The sequence below is a fragment of the Escherichia sp. F1 genome, assembly GCF_046764225.1.
Taxonomy (GTDB): domain Bacteria; phylum Pseudomonadota; class Gammaproteobacteria; order Enterobacterales; family Enterobacteriaceae; genus Escherichia; species Escherichia coli.
Window position 1 is genome coordinate 238,240 of the sequence record NZ_CP177202.1, and the last position, 18,217, is coordinate 256,456.

Annotated in this window: 17 protein-coding genes; 6 read left to right on the forward strand and 11 right to left on the reverse strand. The window is 48.5% G+C overall.

Annotated features, from left to right (window positions below):
- Positions 1 to 269: 269 nt before the first annotated feature.
- Positions 270 to 3,383 carry a multidrug efflux pump RND permease MdtF gene (gene mdtF / locus ACK8NJ_RS01020; RefSeq protein ID WP_000024897.1) on the reverse strand — a complete coding sequence of 1,038 codons (3,114 nt, stop codon included), beginning with the start codon at positions 3,381 to 3,383 and terminating at the stop codon, positions 270 to 272.
- A gap of 24 nt (positions 3,384 to 3,407) precedes the next feature.
- Positions 3,408 to 4,517: a multidrug transporter subunit MdtE gene (mdtE, locus tag ACK8NJ_RS01025; RefSeq protein WP_328180655.1), complete on the reverse strand. Its 1,110-nt coding sequence runs from the start codon at positions 4,515 to 4,517 to the stop codon at positions 3,408 to 3,410.
- A gap of 107 nt (positions 4,518 to 4,624) precedes the next feature.
- Here mdtE and ACK8NJ_RS01030 point away from each other — a divergent pair, with 107 nt between their 5' ends.
- Positions 4,625 to 4,903: a hypothetical protein gene (locus tag ACK8NJ_RS01030; protein ID WP_001205324.1), complete on the forward strand. Its 279-nt coding sequence runs from the start codon at positions 4,625 to 4,627 to the stop codon at positions 4,901 to 4,903.
- Here the strand turns inward: ACK8NJ_RS01030 and gadE are convergent, their stop codons facing one another.
- Both gadE and hdeD read right to left on the reverse strand, forming a co-directional pair.
- Positions 4,904 to 5,431, reverse strand: coding sequence for an acid resistance transcriptional activator GadE (gadE, locus tag ACK8NJ_RS01035; protein ID WP_328180663.1), 528 nt, complete (start codon positions 5,429 to 5,431; stop codon positions 4,904 to 4,906).
- A gap of 797 nt (positions 5,432 to 6,228) precedes the next feature.
- Positions 6,229 to 6,801 carry an acid-resistance protein HdeD gene (gene hdeD, locus ACK8NJ_RS01040; protein ID WP_000965681.1) on the reverse strand — a complete coding sequence of 191 codons (573 nt, stop codon included), beginning with the start codon at positions 6,799 to 6,801 and terminating at the stop codon, positions 6,229 to 6,231.
- A 254-nt stretch (positions 6,802 to 7,055) separates the two neighbouring features.
- On the opposite strand from hdeD, the gene hdeA reads away from it, so the two are divergent.
- The 3 genes from hdeA (at position 7,056) to ACK8NJ_RS01055 (ending at position 8,541) form a co-directional block, all read left to right on the forward strand.
- Complete coding sequence (gene hdeA, locus ACK8NJ_RS01045; RefSeq protein WP_000756550.1) at positions 7,056 to 7,388, forward strand: acid-activated periplasmic chaperone HdeA; 333 nt, start codon at positions 7,056 to 7,058, stop codon at positions 7,386 to 7,388.
- 115 nt (positions 7,389 to 7,503) lie between these two features.
- The gene (gene hdeB / locus ACK8NJ_RS01050) at positions 7,504 to 7,830 is read left to right on the forward strand and encodes an acid-activated periplasmic chaperone HdeB (protein ID WP_001298717.1); all 327 of its coding nucleotides are present in this window, start codon (positions 7,504 to 7,506) and stop codon (positions 7,828 to 7,830) included.
- Between the two features lie 63 nt (positions 7,831 to 7,893).
- Positions 7,894 to 8,541, forward strand: a complete 648-nt coding sequence (locus ACK8NJ_RS01055; protein WP_001296814.1) for an MgtC/SapB family protein — start codon at positions 7,894 to 7,896, stop codon at positions 8,539 to 8,541.
- A gap of 51 nt (positions 8,542 to 8,592) precedes the next feature.
- On the opposite strand, the gene ACK8NJ_RS01060 is transcribed toward ACK8NJ_RS01055, so the two are convergent.
- Genes ACK8NJ_RS01060 through shuT form a run of 6 tightly spaced genes read right to left on the reverse strand, consistent with a single transcriptional unit; the run spans position 8,593 to position 13,802 of the window.
- On the reverse strand, positions 8,593 to 9,363 hold the full coding sequence (locus tag ACK8NJ_RS01060; RefSeq protein ID WP_000622315.1) for a heme ABC transporter ATP-binding protein: 771 nt from the start codon (positions 9,361 to 9,363) through the stop codon (positions 8,593 to 8,595).
- Positions 9,360 to 10,352 (reverse strand): heme ABC transporter permease ShuU/ChuU, encoded by a 993-nt coding sequence (gene shuU, locus ACK8NJ_RS01065; RefSeq protein WP_000910402.1) that lies wholly within the window; start codon positions 10,350 to 10,352, stop codon positions 9,360 to 9,362. Before shuU ends, ACK8NJ_RS01060 begins: the two co-directional genes overlap by 4 nt.
- A gap of 48 nt (positions 10,353 to 10,400) precedes the next feature.
- Positions 10,401 to 11,024: an anaerobilin reductase gene (gene chuY / locus ACK8NJ_RS01070; protein ID WP_000189365.1), complete on the reverse strand. Its 624-nt coding sequence runs from the start codon at positions 11,022 to 11,024 to the stop codon at positions 10,401 to 10,403.
- Positions 11,024 to 11,518: a heme utilization cystosolic carrier protein HutX gene (gene hutX / locus ACK8NJ_RS01075; protein ID WP_000020040.1), complete on the reverse strand. Its 495-nt coding sequence runs from the start codon at positions 11,516 to 11,518 to the stop codon at positions 11,024 to 11,026. The genes chuY and hutX overlap by 1 nt, the downstream gene beginning before the upstream one ends.
- Positions 11,519 to 11,530: 12 nt before the next feature.
- Positions 11,531 to 12,868 (reverse strand): heme anaerobic degradation radical SAM methyltransferase ChuW/HutW, encoded by a 1,338-nt coding sequence (hutW, locus tag ACK8NJ_RS01080; protein ID WP_001102203.1) that lies wholly within the window; start codon positions 12,866 to 12,868, stop codon positions 11,531 to 11,533.
- Positions 12,869 to 12,887: 19 nt separating this feature from the next.
- Positions 12,888 to 13,802 (reverse strand): heme ABC transporter substrate-binding protein ShuT, encoded by a 915-nt coding sequence (shuT, locus tag ACK8NJ_RS01085; protein ID WP_001322813.1) that lies wholly within the window; start codon positions 13,800 to 13,802, stop codon positions 12,888 to 12,890.
- 682 nt (positions 13,803 to 14,484) lie between these two features.
- Between shuT and chuA the strand changes: the two genes are divergently transcribed.
- Together chuA and chuS are read left to right on the forward strand one after the other, a co-directional pair.
- Complete coding sequence (gene chuA, locus ACK8NJ_RS01090; protein ID WP_328180657.1) at positions 14,485 to 16,467, forward strand: TonB-dependent heme/hemoglobin receptor ChuA/ShuA; 1,983 nt, start codon at positions 14,485 to 14,487, stop codon at positions 16,465 to 16,467.
- A gap of 53 nt (positions 16,468 to 16,520) precedes the next feature.
- Positions 16,521 to 17,549 carry a hematinate-forming heme oxygenase ChuS gene (chuS, locus tag ACK8NJ_RS01095; RefSeq protein ID WP_001560070.1) on the forward strand — a complete coding sequence of 343 codons (1,029 nt, stop codon included), beginning with the start codon at positions 16,521 to 16,523 and terminating at the stop codon, positions 17,547 to 17,549.
- Between the two features lie 60 nt (positions 17,550 to 17,609).
- Here chuS and ACK8NJ_RS01100 read toward each other — a convergent pair whose 3' ends face one another.
- Positions 17,610 to 18,140 (reverse strand): helix-turn-helix transcriptional regulator, encoded by a 531-nt coding sequence (locus ACK8NJ_RS01100; RefSeq protein ID WP_000478615.1) that lies wholly within the window; start codon positions 18,138 to 18,140, stop codon positions 17,610 to 17,612.
- Between the last annotated feature and the right edge of the window lie 77 nt (positions 18,141 to 18,217).

Genomic DNA, 18,217 nt, shown 5'->3' on the forward strand with positions numbered 1-18,217 from the left:
TTTCGCAGTTTGCCAGGCGGTATAGGTATTTTCAGGAGGAAAAGACTCGGCATGTTTGGGATTATTAAGCTGACAATTCATACGATTACGGGAATGTGGGTCAGTATTGTGTTGTTTAAATTGATGACGAATGGCTGGAGTGGTTTCTACTTTCAGTGCTGTGTACTAAGCCTGGTATTCCTGACGGTTAGCTGGTTGTTGAGTGGTGAATGGTTAGCAGGAAAGAGTAAGGCTGAACCCTCACGTTCAACCTTACTCTCATTTACACGTTACGCTTTTTTAAAGCGGGCAAAGAGATGTTCCACTACAACGAAAAAGACCGGAACGAAGTAAATTGCCAGCACTGTTGCGGCAAACATCCCGCCCATCACGCCGGTACCTACCGCGTTTTGCGCGCCAGAACCGGCACCATGACTGATAACCAGCGGCAGCACGCCGAGAATAAAGGCCAGAGAGGTCATCAGGATTGGGCGTAAACGCATTCGCGCCGCTTCGATGATCGCCTCTATCGGCGTTTTCCCTTCTTTCTGCATCATCTCAACGGCAAATTCGACAATCAGGATGGCGTTTTTGGCGGAAAGCCCGATGGTGGTCAGCAAACCAACCTGGAAGTAGACGTCATTACTTAAGCCGCGTAGATCGGTGGCCAGTAATGCGCCAACGACGCCTAACGGTACAACCAACATCACCGAGAACGGAATTGACCAGCTCTCATAAAGTGCGGCGAGGGCGAGGAACACCACGACCAGTGAAATGGCATACAGCGCGGGAGCCTGGTTTGAGGATAACGCTTCCTGATACGACAGTCCGGTCCATGAGTAGCCGACGCCTGCCGGAAGTTTAGCGACCAGGTCTGCCATAAATTTCATGGCGTCACCGGTACTTTTCCCGGCTGCCGCTTCACCTAAAATCTCCATTGACGGGATGCCGTTGTAGCGTTCCAGTCGCGGTGAACCATAGGTCCATTCGGTAGACGAATAGGCAGAAAGCGGTGCCATCGTGCCAGAGGCGTTGCGTACATACCACTGGTTGATGTTATCCGGCAACATACGGAACGGCGTGCCTGCCTGGACATACACTTTTTTCACCCGCCCCTGGTTGAGGAAGTCGTTCACGTAGCTGCTGCCGAAGGCGGTGGAAATTGTCTGGTTGATATCAGACAGCGCCACACCCATTGCCTCGGCTTTCGCGGCGTTGACGTTCACTTTGAACATCGGTGTATCTTCCAGGCCGTTCGGGCGTACCCCGGTGACTTGATTCGGTGATTGCGCTGCCAGTGATAATAGCTCGTTTCGCGCCTGGGTCAGTTTTTCGTGTCCCAGGTTGCCGTTGTCCAGCAGTTCCATATCAAAACCTGACGCGGTACCCAGTTCAGCCACCGCGGGTAAGTTGAACGGGAAGACGACGGCTTTATTGATACTGCTTAACGCAATCATTGCCCGCTGAATGATCGCGGTAACCGAGTTTTCCTCACCGACACGTTCAGACCACGGCTTGAGACTGATAAACGCCAGGCCGTTGTTTTGCCCCTGGCCGCTGAAGCCAAAGCCGCCAACGGTAAATACCGACTGGACATTATCTTTCTCTTTAGTCAGATAATAATCCGTCACCTGTTGCAGCACTTTCGTGGTGTTAACCATGGTGGCACCGGAAGGTAACTGCGCGGTGGTCATAAATACCCCCTGATCCTCTTCTGGTAAGAAAGAGGTCGGCGTGCGCAGGAACAGCACCGCCATCCCGGCGCAAATCAGGAGGTAGACCACCATGTAGCGACCGGTACAACGCAACAGCGAGCGGGTGCTATCGGTATAGTGCTGAGTTGATTTTTCAAACAGCGTGTTGAAGCGTGCGAACAGGGCGTTAGGTTTATGACCGCCTTCCGGCGCGGCTTTCAGAATGGTGGCGCACAGGGCAGGGGTCAGGCTCATTGCCACAAATACTGAAAGCAGCATGGAGGAGATCAGCGTGATGGAGAACTGGCGGTAGATCTCCCCGGTTGCACCGCTCATAAAGGCCATCGGCATAAACACTGCGGAAAGAACAACGGCAATCCCGACCAGCGCACGTTGGATCTGCCCCATCGATTTATGCGTCGCTTCCTTCGGCGGTAGTTTATCTTCCGCAATGACACGCTCGACGTTCTCCACCACCACGATGGCGTCATCCACCAGTAACCCTATCGCCAGCACCATCCCGAACATAGTTAACGTGTTGATGGTGAAACCGACCGCCGACAAGATCGCAAACGTCCCGAGAATAACCACCGGTACGGCAATCGTCGGGATGATTGTGGCACGGAAATTCTGCAAAAACAGATACATGACCAGGAAGACGAGGATGATAGCCTCAACCAGTGTTTTAAAAACTTCCTGAATAGAAATTTCGATAAACGGCGTGGTGTCGTAAGGATAAACCGTCTTCAGACTTGCGGGGAAATAGGCTGATAAGCGGTTCAGCTCCTCTTTGACTGCCCGCGAGGTATCCAGGGCGTTTGCTCCGGTAGCCAGTTTGATGGCGATCCCGGCAGCAGGTTTGCCGTTATAGCGCGCCACGGTGGAATAATCTTCCGCCCCAAGTTCGACGCGGGCGACATCACGCAGCAGCACTTGCGAGCCATCTTGCTGAACTTTCAACAGGATTTTGCCAAATTCTTCCGGCGTTTGCAGACGCGTCTGCACAATGATCGAGGCGTTTAGTTGCTGGTCTGCCGCCTGTGGCATGCCACCCAGTTGACCACCAGAAATCTGGTTGTTCTGCACCTTAATCTGGGAAATAACATCGGAAGGTACCAGATTGTATTTATTGAGTTTTTGCGGGTCCAGCCAGATACGCATGGCGTACTCGGAACCAAAGAGCTGTACGCTACCAACGCCCGCGGTACGGCTTAGCGGGTCTTTGATATTAGACGCTACATAGTCCGCGATATCGTACTGGTTGAGGCTACCGTTATCAGAAATAAACGCCGCTACCATCAGGATATTACTGCTCGACTTATCGACGCTAATCCCCTGCTGCTGCACCGCTTCAGGTAATGAAGGCATAGCGAGCTGCAGTTTATTTTGCACCTGAACCTGTGCGATATCAGGAGATGTCCCAGTCTCGAAGGTCAGAGTGATAGAGGCATTACCCGCCGCATCACTGGTTGAAGACATGTACATCAGGCCATCAAGCCCATTCATATTTTGCTCAATCACCTGAGTGACCGAGTCTTCTACCGTTTGCGCATCGGCACCTGGATAGGTAGCGCTGACGGTAATGGTCGGTGGCGCAATCTGCGGATACTGCGCAACCGGTAAGTTCATGATCGCCAGACCGCCTGCAAGCATCATAATAATGGCAAGTACCCAGGCAAAAACCGGGCGATCAATAAAATAGTTAGCCATGAAAGTCCCCTTAAGCCTGCAACGTTATTGTTTCGATTCGGTGCTGGCGTTTTCCTGGCTGGAGGAAATTGCTCGTGCTTTGATACCCGGACGAATGCGTTGCAAACCGGAAACGATCACCCGATCGCCAGCCTGCAAGCCAGAGGTGACAACCCACTGGTCGCCGATGGCTTTGCTGGCTTCGATTTCGCGTAGCTGCACGACATCGTCTTTATCCAGAATGAGCGCCGTTGCTTTACCCTGGGCGTTGTGGGTGACGCCTTCCTGCGGCACCAGTAATACATTCTGGCGGCTACCTTCATCCACTAATGCCGTAACGTACATGCCAGGCAGCAAGTCACCATTTGGGTTGGGGAAAATCGCCCGTAACGTCACGGAGCCCGTGGTTTCATCCACCGTCGGGTCGGAGAATTTCAGCGTGCCGGTCTGGCTGTAACGTTTACCATTTTCCAGATTGAGCTGTACTGGCGTACTGCCCTGAACCTGTTTGATTTGCCCACTGGCGATCTCTTCTTTCATGCGCAAGAAATCCTGCACTGACTGCGTGAGATCGACATAAATCGGGTCCAGACGTTGTACGGTAACCAGCGAATCTGCCTGATTAGCGGTAACGAGTGCGCCGACGGTCACCGACGATTTCCCGCTGACGCCCGTAATCGGCGAGGTGACATTCGCGTATTGCAGATTGATCGTCGCCTGTTCAACAGCTGCTTTGGCGACGGTGACATTGGCTTCTGCTTCATTCAACTGGGTGCGCGCGGTGTCGTAATCCTGACGGCTAACGTAGTTGGTCTTCAGCAACGATGCCTGGCGGTTAAAGGTGATGCGGGCATTGCTGGCGGTAGAGAGCGCTTTCGCCAGCGTGCCTTTGGCGGAGTTCAGCTCGGCCTGTAAAGGTGCAGGATCAATCTGATACAGCGAATCGCCCTGGTTCACTTTATCGCCTTCGATAAAGTTGCGTTTAATGATAATACCGCCCACCTGGGGACGTATCTCGGCAACTTCATAAGGAACGGTTCTACCGGGCAATTCGCTCAACACATTGACCGAACCGGGGGAGAGTGTGACGACACCGACCTCAGGCGTCATGGCTGCGGCGTTTTCCGCCGATTTGTCATCGCAGGCGGTGAGCATCGCGCCGCAGAATAACAACGGTATTAACAGCTTTCTTCTTCTGTTCATTTTAGTCCCTGAAAATTCTTGAGAAATAACGGTTCTTTAAATTGCGCGCGAGGAGAGATATGAGGGATTTACAGACCAGCGGCATAGTGGGGTTGTCAGCCAGTAAGGTGGGATACAGGCACAGTGATCGACATGGTGAGGTCAACGACAAAAAAAATGTTGCCGTTCTGCCAACAGTTCCTGCCAGCATTCGGGCAACGAAGGGTTCTACTGGTGGATACATATACCAGGGGAATAAAGTCGTTTTCGCCTCTCCTTTAGTAATCACCGGGGGTAATGAAATCAGCATCTGCATCCCTCGTCATGCCAGCCATCAATTTCAGTTGCTTATGTCCTGACTAAAAATAAGATGTGATACCCAGGGTGACGATGTCGCTCATACGTCTTAGTTTCAGCTTGTACATAATGTTGAATTTCTGAATCTTTAATGTTTGTTGCGAAATATTGAGCGTCGACGTGATATTGCTTTCATTTTTATTTTTCAGAATCAGTTGCATAATTTTGAACTGATTATGTGAAAAACATAATTGTGAATTCTTATGGGGCAAGTGTTTACCATAAGTAATCTCAAGAAGATTTTTGATACTTTCTTTGCGGCTGACAAAATAAATAGGCGCTTTAGCTTTTAGTTTACTGATGTGATAAGGTGCCAAAACAATAATTCTCTCGGCATCTGATTTCTCCAGAAATTTAATCGCTTCTTCATCAAGGATATGATTGTGATAGGTATCAATGATAACCTTGAAGGGTTTATTGCCTACTTTTTTGATCTCTGACAGGGAATTGATTTTTATCATTTCGTGATTATCTTTCAACTGCCAAAAGCCCTGTAAAAGAAAAGAATCTTTCGTCATGAGAAAAATCATAACTTGCTCCTTAGCCGTTATCGTTTCGAACATGTCATCCTTTTCATTATTTACATCCTTGTCCGAATCGTTGTTCAATATAGTAAACGCCTATAAGAACTTTGCCCTTCGTGAACTAATACGTCTATTAACACTAATCAATACTTCAGATTTATCCATCACGCACTCCATATATTGATCCTAAGTAAGATTCCTGGTTGTTATCAGTTTGTAAATGGTAAACAAAAAGTTAACGTCTGCGGATTACTGCCCAAGAATAAGTTATCAATAACCAGTTTGTGATCTCTGAAGAATATTACTAAAGTTAAAATGTAATCCGATTTAAATATCGAGTCTCCTTGTTTCGACTTAAGCTGGCAATTGGATTGCCAGCTTTCTTTTAACGCATTCAAATTACCTGAGTAGATAACTCATTCATGTCTTCAGGTTTTTATATAGCGTCTGGAGACACGGATATTTATGCACTGTAATCAACGCCAGTTGCAAAAAATGAACCCGGATTACTTATTTAACCGCCCATAGCATCAACGCTTACGGAACTCTTTGTTCACTTTCCCACAGCACTTTTAAAACATTAAACCTGACTACGGAAAATATCAGCCATGATAATGTTTGAAATGGCTAATTTGCCATGGAATGAAAAAAATTAGATGAAATTCAGTAGGTTGAAATAATCATCAGCAGGTAATTATTTCAATGATAGTGCGCAATTGATCTACAACGCTGTGTAGCGGAGAGAGTATTAATCGGATCATAGTCACATCAAGTGACTATGATCCGGGTGACAACAGGGATAATTATTGCTGCTTAACGAACAAACTGGCGAAGCTGAACAGGCTGGCAGCGCTAAATATCAGTTCAATACCCACCAGTGTGGAAACCAAAGTTACAGACACCATCGGCGTTGCACCAAGGAATATCCATGCAATGACGATATCCAGCACACCAATAACGAGCTGTAGCCAGCTGCCTTTCATTGAACGCTGACGATACCAACTCATCAGGCGAATAACCCCTGCAACACAGAACAAACCGGCAATAAATGCCGCAATGGCAAAAATGCCCAGCTCCGGTGCGCGGATGAAGAAATAGCCGATCAATAAATAGGCGACTGCGACGAGGAAACCGGATAATACCGGCCAGAAATTATGACTGCGGTTGCTGAATAATCCAACAATAAGCGCAACGCCCGAGCAGATTAATAATGCACCCACTACCGTGCTTAAAATATCGCCAGAGACGAACGGGAAACTGATACACAGCAACCCGACGATAAACAGTAGCACGGCAATAAACTGGATTGCTCTGCGATGCTTTTTCAGCATCTCCAGATCAAACTTCAAAATTGTTGCCTTATCTATATATAACATAGAACCACCCTATAAAATTAAGAAGAAAATCCCCTGCTATCAATCTATGCCAAAAACGCGTCTAAGAATGCAGTCGATTTAATAAAAATTTCCTAATTACAGTATCTGATGCATCTGTAACTCATTGTATTGAAATAAAAATATCTGATTTTGATATTTTCCATCAACATGACATATACAGAAAACCAGGTTATAACCTCAGTGTCGAAATTGATTCGTGACGGCTCTTTCACTTTATAGTTGAGGATATTACGATGAAAAAAGTATTAGGCGTTATTCTTGGTGGTCTGCTTCTTCTGCCAGTTGTGAGCAATGCAGCGGATGCGCAAAAAGCAGCTGATAACAAAAAACCGGTCAACTCCTGGACCTGTGAAGATTTCCTGGCTGTGGACGAATCCTTCCAGCCAACTGCAGTTGGTTTTGCTGAAGCGCTGAACAACAAAGATAAACCAGAAGATGCGGTTTTAGATGTTCAGGGTATTGCAACCGTAACCCCAGCTATCGTTCAGGCTTGTACTCAGGATAAACAAGCCAACTTTAAAGATAAAGTTAAAGGCGAATGGGACAAAATTAAGAAAGATATGTAATTCCGGGAATGCGTTACATCGTACTTCCTTGCATATTGAACAGGCCGGAATATCTTCTTTAAAAGCAGCTATTCCTCCTGTTCATATATAATCTCTATATTGAATGGGTTACAAAATGAATATTTCATCTCTCCGTAAAGCGTTTATTTTTATGGGCGCTGTAGCGGCTTTGTCACTGGTGAACGCACAATCTGCGCTGGCAGCCAATGAATCCGCTAAAGATATGACCTGCCAGGAATTTATTGATCTGAATCCAAAAGCAATGACACCGGTTGCATGGTGGATGCTGCATGAAGAGACAGTATATAAAGGTGGCGATACCGTTACTTTAAATGAAACCGATCTCACTCAAATTCCTAAAGTGATCGAATACTGCAAGAAAAACCCGCAGAAAAATTTGTATACCTTCAAAAATCAAGCATCTAATGACTTGCCGAATTAATGAGGTACAAGTAAAAAGGAGTAGCAAGTTGAGCCATCTTGCTGCTCCTTTTTGCATTTTTATATGACAGCAGAATTTATTATACGTCTTATACTCGCAGCAATTGCCTGTGGCGCTATTGGCATGGAAAGGCAAATGCGCGGCAAAGGAGCAGGGTTACGCACACATGTATTAATTGGCATGGGAAGCGCCCTGTTTATGATTGTTTCGAAATATGGTTTTGCTGACGTGCTGTCTTTAGATCACGTCGGACTGGACCCCAGCCGTATTGCTGCTCAGGTGGTGACGGGCGTCGGGTTTATCGGTGCAGGTAACATTCTCGTTCGTAACCAAAATATTGTAGGTCTGACGACGGCAGCGGATATCTGGGTGACCGCCGCCATTGGTATGGTTATTGGTAGCGGTATGTACGAACTGGGCATTTATGGTTCAGTGATGACCTTACTGGTGCTGGAAGTCTTCCATCAATTAACCTTCCGCCTGATGAACAAAAATTACCATTTACAGCTGACATTAGTGAACGGTAATACGGTATCAATGCTCGACTGGTTTAAGCAGCAAAAAATAAAAACTGATTTAGTTTCGTTGCAGGAAAATGAAGATCATGAAGTGGTCGCCATTGATATCCAGCTTCATGCCACAACGTCGATAGAAGATCTGTTGCGATTATTAAAAGGTATGGCAGGGGTGAAAGGCGTTTCAATTAGCTAATCTTTATAGTTATTTATTCGCAGGAGTACCAGTGCGGTACTCCTGTTGGTTTTAATGATCGAGGACGATCAGTGGTGAATGGTTGGCAGGATCTTTAAGTACGGTAATATCCGCGCCGTAGAGCATTGTCAGCGCCTGCTGTGTCAATACATCCTGCGGTTTACCATTTGCGATAACCTTTCCTTTTTGCATTAATACAATACGGTCTGCATAACGTGCGGCAAGATTTAGATCGTGCAATACGCAGCAAACATTGAACTGCCGTTCGTGAACTAACTGGCGTAATAAACGGAACAAGTGCTGCTGATGGTGAATATCCAGCGCCGAAGTTGGTTCATCAAGAAATAACCATTTCGGTGAGGGAGTAGGTTCCCAGAGTTGCACCAGCAGGCGCGCTAATTGCACGCGCTGTTGTTCACCACCGGATAATTGCCGATAGTCGCGGTTTGCTAACGCCTGACAGTCACATAACGCCATTATTTGTGCTGTTTCATTATCCTGATTACCAGTGCGATGCGGATGCCGCCCCATCTGGATAACTTCTTGTACGCTGAATGGAAACGCCATGTGGCTATTTTGACGCATCACGGCCCGGTGTTTCGCCAGTTCAGTAATCGACCATTCATTTAATGGCTTATTAAACAACCGACATTCGCCGCTATCAGGTTGAAGATAGCCGGTTAACTGGCGAAGCAGCGTAGATTTTCCCGCACCATTAGGGCCGAGAATGGCAACAATTTCCCCACCGGGAAAAGTCAGCGAGACATTGTCAGTCAGACGCCGCCCCTGAAGGCTATAAACCAGATTCTGGGCGCTGATCATGTGATCCTCCGGTTGCGCAGAATCAACCACATAAAATAAGGACCGCCAAGCAGGCTGGTTAATAATCCCACGGGCATTTCTGCTGGCTGTACCAGCGTGCGGGCAAGCGTGTCTGCCATCAGCAATAAACAGGCTCCGGCGAGGGCGGAGCAAGGGATTAGCCAGCGGTGATTTGCCCCGGTAGTCATACGAATCAGATGCGGGATCACCAGGCCAATAAAGCCGATAATGCCGCTTACCGATACGGCGGCACCAACGAGCAGTGAGCTCACTAACAGTAATTGCTGGCGCTTACGCTTAACGTTCACGCCGAGGTAGTGGGCTTCTTCATCACCGAGCTGCAGTAAATTCAGCGTTCCGGCGAGACAAGTTGTTGCGATAATGGCCGGTAGGATGAATGAACTGGCAACCAATAACGTCGGCCATTGCGCCTGTCCAAGATTGCCCATCATCCACAATGTGAGTTGTCGTAGCTGCTGCTCATCGCCGATATAGCTCAGGATGCCGATCGCTGCGCCGCACAGGGCATTGATGGCGATACCGGCGAGTAATAATTGCATCATGCTGCCATCGCGATGGCGCTGCGTGATGAGAAAAATGATGGTGCAGACCACTAAACTTCCGGCAATGGCAAACACCATTTGCTCATAGAGCACCAGCACCACTGGGAAGGAGAAGGGCAGCACAATAGCAACGCCAACCATTAATGCAGAACCGCTACTGACGCCGAGTAATCCAGGGTCAGCCATTGGGTTGCGAAAAAGCCCCTGCATAATTACCCCGGCGGTTGCCAACGCTGCACCTACCAGCACCGCCAGCAAAACCCGTGGTAGACGAATATTGAGCCAGATATCGCGGTATTCCTCATCAAAAAGGGCATCAAAACTGATCTTTAACGCTCCCTGACTGGCACCGAACAGCACCAGAGCTAGCAATAATAGTGATAGCCCCATAAAGACCCTGGCGGAAGAGAGTGAATCCTTGAGCACGCAAAACTCCGTTACGACATTACGGCGCGGACATGCCGCGCCGGGGTATCACGCCGGTTTCAGGTCCGGTTCAATCAGACTGTAGACCTGCTGGTTAAGTGCTGGCGCATTTGCCAGTTCATGGATATGTGCGGCGACATCGGCACGGTGAACAAAACCATGACACTCCTGATTTTGTATCCGTTGTGCTTTGCCCGTTGCCGCCCCATCAAGCAGACCGCCAGGGCGGAGAATGGCGTAATCAAGCTGGCTGGTTTGCAACCAGCTTTCCGCCAGCGTTTTTTCCCGTACCGCCTGACCAAACGCAGCCTTTGCTCGCTCCGATAAAAACGGCCAGCTATCGCCGCATCCCAAAGAGGTCACCAGAATCATGCGACTGATGCCGGCCTTTTCGGCCTCATCAATCACTGTTCTGTGCGCCAGATAATCCTGAGCTCCGCCCATTGTTGAGATGATAAGCGCATCCGGGCCAGCTGCGCGGCAAGCATCCGCGACTACGCTGGCATCACAGGCGTCGCCTGTAAAAACCTGTACGCCTTGTTGCGCCAGTTTCGTGGCGGCATCGGCATGACGAACGACAGCAACGACCGGACGTTGTTCCGCCAGCGCCAGTTCAAGCGTTCTGGCACCCACACCTTTTCCGCCTGCGCCAAAGAGTAGCCACGGTGTCATCAGGCGTGTTCCTTTAACGATGCTGCCAGAGCATGGAAGGCGCTGACTTGTTCGCTCAGGAGCTGACGATGGTCATCCCTGCCGAGGAAGATTTTCAGCATGGCGCTGCCTTCCTTATTGAAAAAGAGAATAGAGGCGGTGTCCATGCCCATAAATTTACGTTCGATCAAGGCAATATGCGTGCAGTTTTCTGCTTTGATATGCCCGGACATGCCGTGCTTTCCGCGTAGGTTGAAATAGCCGTGGCGGTGGAAACCCGAAGGCAGTTCGCCGCTAAATTCGAGGATTACATCGGCAGTATGTACTAACGTGGTGACGTTGCCCCATTCGCAGACGGTATCCCAGACAGTATCGAATTTATCGCCTGACACTATGGTAGAGGAGGGCAGATTTTTCACTACTTCCAGCAGTGTGGTGTTGTATTGTTCGGCTACCACCTCCAGCGTACCGTCCGGCTCCGTTTTCAAAAATTCTTGTAACGAGACATGGCTCATAAATCACTCCTGTTATGGTTTTTCACGCACAATCGCTGGCGCATTAAGTACCTGAATTAGTTCATTAAGAGACTGCAAAATATTGCTTGCCCAGAAACGACCTTCATTAGTCAGCCGCAGGCAAGTTGACGCATCGCGGCTTAAGCCTTTTTGGTGCCATTGAGCCAGTAACGGCGCGAGTTTTTCGGCATGTGGCGTAAGTTCATCCAGCGGTACACGCGCTGTTTCAACACCTGACTGCAAGGTATGACGCCATTGCGCATTACGTTCGGCGTTACGCATGATCATCATCAGCGGTTTTTTGCCTGCCGCGACGGATTCATGCCAGGTCTGAAGATTGCGTTCGTTCATCCAGGAGTAACCATTAATCGAACCGCCGGCTCCGGAACCAAAGGCCAGACAATCGGCACCTTGTTTAATCAGCAGGTTATAGAGATTGCGTTCGCGTGTGGTACGGCCCCAGTGGCTGTTACTAATACAGCGCCAACCGGCTTCGTCCATGAAGTCACACCCTTGCAGATAAAGATCGCGACGTTCTGCCGGAGAGGGCACGGTAGTACGCCCATTTTCCACGGCTTTGCCCAGCGGTGTGTTGGGCAGGACATTGAGTGCATAGAGATCGACGCCGTCGAGACCGATATCGCGGGCAATAGTCAGATCTTCTCCCCAGGTTTGCGCATCCTGACCCGGCAGGCCAAACAGCAGGTCACAGACCACCGCAGCACGGTCACGTTTGACCAGGCTTTCCATAAACGCAATGGCGGTTGGGCCATCCGAGGTGCGGGCCATTTTCTTGCGGATTTTGCTGTTAAACGACTGGATACCAATTGAGAAGCGGTTTGCTCCTGCATCAAGACAAGCATCGATTCGCTCAGCGTCAAAATTCAGTACCCGGCCTTCGATAGTGATTTCACAATCAGGGGCCAGTGGCAGCTTTTCTCGTAATGTGGTGATAATTCTGGCCAAATCGTGTGCCGAAAGCGCGGAAGGCGTGCCGCCACCGAAATAGACCGCGTGGATGGGGGCAGACTGATGCAATACGCTGTCCGCTTCCATTTCTATTTCACGAATCAGGGCGTCGGTATAATGAGCACACGCATCTTCATTAAAACGGTTCTGATAAAAACCACAAAACGTGCAGTGTGTTGCACAAAAAGGAATGTGTAGATAAACCAGTCGCTTACGTGGTGATACCGTTTGATTGATCATCTCTTGCCAGGTCTGTGCCAGTTGCTCTTTGGCAACCGGAATGGCCCCACGAAACGGCATCATGGCGCGCCTGTCTTTAAATGGCTGATCACCGTCTAAAGCAAAATGTGGCGTGAGATCCAGGGTGTTATTTACGTTCATTCGTCTGATTTAAATCCATTTATTGCGGCCAAAGCTGCTGGTGTAAAGACTCAACGACATCAGCAATACGCGGACCCATTCCCAGAATCAGGTTTTGATCAACGGTGATAATGCGCTGGTTTTTCCATGCGGCAGTGTGGGTAATTCCGGCAATAGAACGTAGCCGATTTATATCGCCATCGACCATTTGTGAGGTTACGACAATCACTTCTGGATTGGCCGCAATCAGTGATTCTGCACTGTAGCTTTTGTACTGCTGGTGGGTTGCGACGTTTTCTGCTCCGGCAAGCGAAAGAATGGCGTCCGCGACGCTGCCTTTACCGGCAACCTGTGGCGCACTTCCGCCTGCGGAGAGAATAAACATGGCTTTAACCGGGGCTTTTTTGGCCGCCACGTTTTGCTGTACTCGCTCCAGGCGTTGGTTGATCTGTGTCACCAGCGCCTCGCCTTGTTCAGGAACCTGTAGCGTTTTTGCCAGTTGGCGAATGTTGGCGTACATCTGCTGAAGGGTGGCAGGCACACGCGGCAGGGTGACGACGTTGACTTTCTGCGCTCGTAGTTGGTCGAGCACAATTTGTGGCCCGGCATCCTGCCAGGTAATTACGCTATCCGGGCGAAGTGACAAAATGCCTTCGCTGCTGAGTTGTTTCCAGTAGCCAATATGCGGCAGTTTGGCGGTTTCTGGTGGATAAGATGTCGTTTCATCGACACCAACCACGCGTTCGCCAGCGCCCATCGCGTAGATTAGCTCCGTCAGCGATCCTCCTGCGACCACGATACGTTCGGCAGCCGTTACGCTAAAAGCCCAGCTAAGAGCCAGTACTGCCGTAAACAATTTTTTTCGTTTTACCGCGGTCTTCGCGGCAGAGGCCACGGCTGAAATACATAACGTCAGTGGGGAAAAAAGAAACGGCCTGGTGATGATCCTTGGCATAATATGAGAACTCTTATCAAATTGAGAATGATCATGATTATCATTTGAGTTATATATGAAATACAACCGTCGATTCAATACGTAAGGCGTTACAAGCGTATTTATTTTTGATTTTTATCAAGATGCTTCGTCAGCTAACGTTCTTGTTACCGACTAAATTTAAGCGCGGGAAAAAGCTGAGAACCCAGAGATATCGAGGCTTGCAGAGCAAAGCGAAGAGAAAATTATCACTGTTAACGACAAAGTTTAGTGATGAGGTCATGGGGGAATAACCATAAAAACAAAGTGGTTTCCAGGGCGCAGGATAAGTTTCATAACCCCCTGTTTATTGTGTTAATGGCGGTTAAAAAAAAGCTTGATCATAAAAAATTGATCGATAATAATTCTCATTATCACGTTTGCATTTAACAAAATACGGCCATATGGATAACAAAGCCATATCATTTACAAGGGTAACGCACAGCGCTCTTCACTCCTGATGGGGCATATCGTTTTGCCTGACAAAGAGGGCGTGCTTTTGCGTATTTGCCGAGATACCAGGCAATTTCATGGGATATAAACGCCTGTAAACTCACCCGGCGAATATTATCGCTCTGAATTTTAAATAAATTTATTTTTCGCCAGCCACCCCGGTATTAACCCAGGCAGCCAGCATTTTTTATTTTCCTCATGGAGAATCGCTATGTCACGTCCGCAATTTACCTCGTTGCGTTTGAGTTTGTTGGCTTTGGCTGTTTCTGCCACCTTGCCAACGTTTGCTTTTGCTACTGAAACCATGACCGTTACGGCAACGGGGAATGCCCGTAGTTCCTTCGAAGCGCCTATGATGGTCAGCGTCATCGACACTTCCGCTCCTGAAAATCAAACGGCTACTTCAGCCACTGATTTGCTGCGTCATGTTCCTGGAATTACTCTTGATGGTACCGGACGAACCAACGGCCAGGATGTAAATATGCGTGGCTATGATCATCGCGGCGTGCTGGTTCTTGTCGATGGTGTTCGCCAGGGAACGGATACCGGACACCTGAATGGCACTTTTCTCGATCCAGCGCTGATCAAGCGTGTTGAGATTGTTCGCGGACCTTCAGCATTACTGTATGGCAGTGGTGCGCTGGGTGGAGTGATCTCCTACGATACGGTCGATGCAAAAGATTTATTGCAGGAAGGACAAAGCAGTGGTTTTCGTGTCTTTGGTACTGGCGGCACGGGGGACCATAGCCTGGGATTAGGCGCGAGCGCGTTTGGGCGAACTGAAAATCTGGATGGTATTGTGGCCTGGTCCAGTCGCGATCGGGGTGATTTACGCCAGAGCAATGGTGAAACCGCGCCGAATGACGAGTCCATTAATAACATGCTGGCGAAAGGGACCTGGCAAATTGATTCAGCCCAGTCTCTGAGCGGTTTAGTGCGTTACTACAACAACGACGCGCGTGAACCAAAAAATCCGCAGACCGTTGAAGCTTCTGATAGCAGCAACCCGATGGTTGATCGTTCAACAATTCAACGCGATGCGCAGCTTTCTTATAAACTCGCCCCGCAGGGCAACGACTGGTTAAATGCAGATGCAAAAATTTACTGGTCGGAAGTCCGTATTAATGCGCAAAACACGGGGAGTTCCGGCGAGTATCGTGAACAGATAACAAAAGGAACCAGGCTGGAGAACCGTTCCACTCTATTTGCCGACAGTTTCGCTTCTCACTTACTGACATATGGCGGTGAGTATTATCGTCAGGAACAACATCCGGGCGGCGCGACGACGGGCTTCCCGCAAGCAAAAATCGATTTTAGCTCTGGCTGGCTACAGGATGAGATCACCTTACGCGATCTGCCGATTACCCTGCTTGGCGGAACCCGCTATGACAGTTATCGCGGTAGCAGCGACGGCTACAAAGATGTTGATGCTGACAAATGGTCATCTCGTGCGGGGATGACTATCAACCCGACCAACTGGCTGATGTTATTTGGCTCATATGCCCAGGCATTCCGCGCCCCGACGATGGGCGAAATGTATAACGATTCTAAGCACTTCTCGATTGGTCGCTTCTATACCAACTATTGGGTGCCAAACCCGAACTTACGTCCGGAAACTAACGAAACTCAGGAGTACGGTTTTGGGCTGCGTTTTGATGACCTGATGTTGTCCAATGATGCCCTGGAATTTAAAGCCAGCTACTTTGATACCAAAGCGAAGGATTACATCTCCACGACCGTCGATTTCGCGGCGGCGACAACTATGTCGTATAACGTCCCGAACGCCAAAATCTGGGGCTGGGATGTGATGACGAAATATACCACTGATCTGTTTAGCCTTGATGTGGCCTATAACCGAACCCGCGGCAAAGACACCGATACCGGCGAATATATCTCCAGTATTAACCCGGATACCGTTACTAGCACCCTGAATATTCCGATCGCTCACAGTGGCTTCTCTGTTGGGTGGGTCGGTACGTTTGCCGAACGCTCAACACATATCAGCAGCAGCTACAGCAAACAACCTGGCTATGGTGTGAGTGATTTCTACGTCAGTTATCAAGGACAACAGGCGCTCAAAGGCATGACCACTACTTTGGTGTTGGGTAACGCTTTCGACAAAGAGTACTGGTCGCCGCAAGGCATCCCACAGGATGGTCGTAACGGAAAAATTTTCGTGAGTTATCAATGGTAATCATCTGCCCCGATATTTCGGGGCATTTATCTTATCTGGAAGGAAGAGAGACAATGAACCACTACACACGCTGGCTTGAGTTAAAAGAACAAAATCCCGGAAAGTACGCGCGTGACATCGCAGGTTTAATGAATATTAGCGAAGCAGAACTGGCATTTGCGCGCGTCACGCACGATGCGTGGCGGATGCGCGGCGATATCCGTGAAATTCTGGCGGCGCTCGAAAGTGTTGGCGAGACCAAATGTATTTGCCGTAATGAATATGCAGTCCATGAGCAAGTTGGTGCGTTCACAAACCAGCATTTGAACGGACATGCCGGATTGATCCTCAATCCACGCGCGCTGGATTTGCGTCTGTTTCTCAATCAATGGGCCAGTGTTTTTCACATTAAAGAAAATACGACTCGTGGCGAACGCCAGAGTATTCAGTTCTTTGATCATCAGGGCGATGCATTACTAAAAGTTTATGCCACCGACAATACCGATATGGCGGCATGGAGTGAGCTTCTGGCACGGTTTATCGCCGATGAGAATACGCCGCTTGAGTTAAAAGCCGTTGATGCGCCAGTCGTTCAAATGCGAGCCGATGCCAGTGTGGTTGAGCAAGAGTGGCGGGCGATGACCGACGTTCATCAGTTTTTTACGTTGCTCAAGCGCCACAACCTGACGCGCCAACAGGCGTTCAATCTGGTGGCAGATGATTTGGCCTGCAAAGTATCCAACAGTGCGTTGGCGCAAATTCTTGAATCTGCACAGCAGGATGGCAATGAAATCATGGTGTTTGTTGGCAACCGTGGCTGCGTACAGATTTTCACTGGCGTGGTAGAAAAAGTGGTGCCAATGAAAGGTTGGCTGAATATTTTCAACCCGACGTTTACTCTTCATCTATTAGAAGAGAGCATTGCTGAAACCTGGGTAACCCGTAAACCTGCTAGTGACGGTTATGTGACCAGTCTGGAATTGTTTGCCCATGATGGTACGCAGATAGCGCAACTTTATGGTCAACGTACAGAAGGCGAACAGGAGCAAGCGCAATGGCGTAAGCAAATTGCTTCGCTGATACCGGAAGGCGTTACTGCATAACGTATAATTAACGGGAGGTCTGGCTATTTATTGCTGGGCCTCTTTATATTAATCAATCGATCACACCAGATAATCAATATGCTGATGGCGTACCAACTCATTGATCCGCTTAAGATTGAGGATCATCATGATATTGTGTTTATGGCAGTAGAACGTTTTTAGCGATATTTTCAGTTTCTCCAGAATATCTTCCGTTGTCATTTGATTCGCAATGCAGCTCAGAACCTGATGCTGCTTGCGCGAAAGGGACACATCCGCTTCAGGCACAGAGCAGTAACTGCCATTGATGAGTGCGACAAAGTCGATGATGGTGATAGTTCGCGGAACAAAGGTCACCGGTACTTTCCCCAGGCAGCGTTTAATATTAAAGGGGGAGAAAATAATCACATGGACAGGTTTTAATCGTTCAATTTGAGTGAGCAAATTAGAATGAAATACATTATTCATTAATGTATCAATAATGACGAAGGCATGCTGATGCAACATTACGTCGATCTCTTCTTCGTTCTGTATATGAACGACATTACCTTTACTCAGAATGTTTTTCATCGCAGTGAAGAACATCGTATCCCTGGTAATTATAAGAAACATAACCGACTCCTGGTGCGGACATTAACTTTATAATCAGTTTGCCAAAGGTAATTAACAGGACAGGGCTTATAATAATA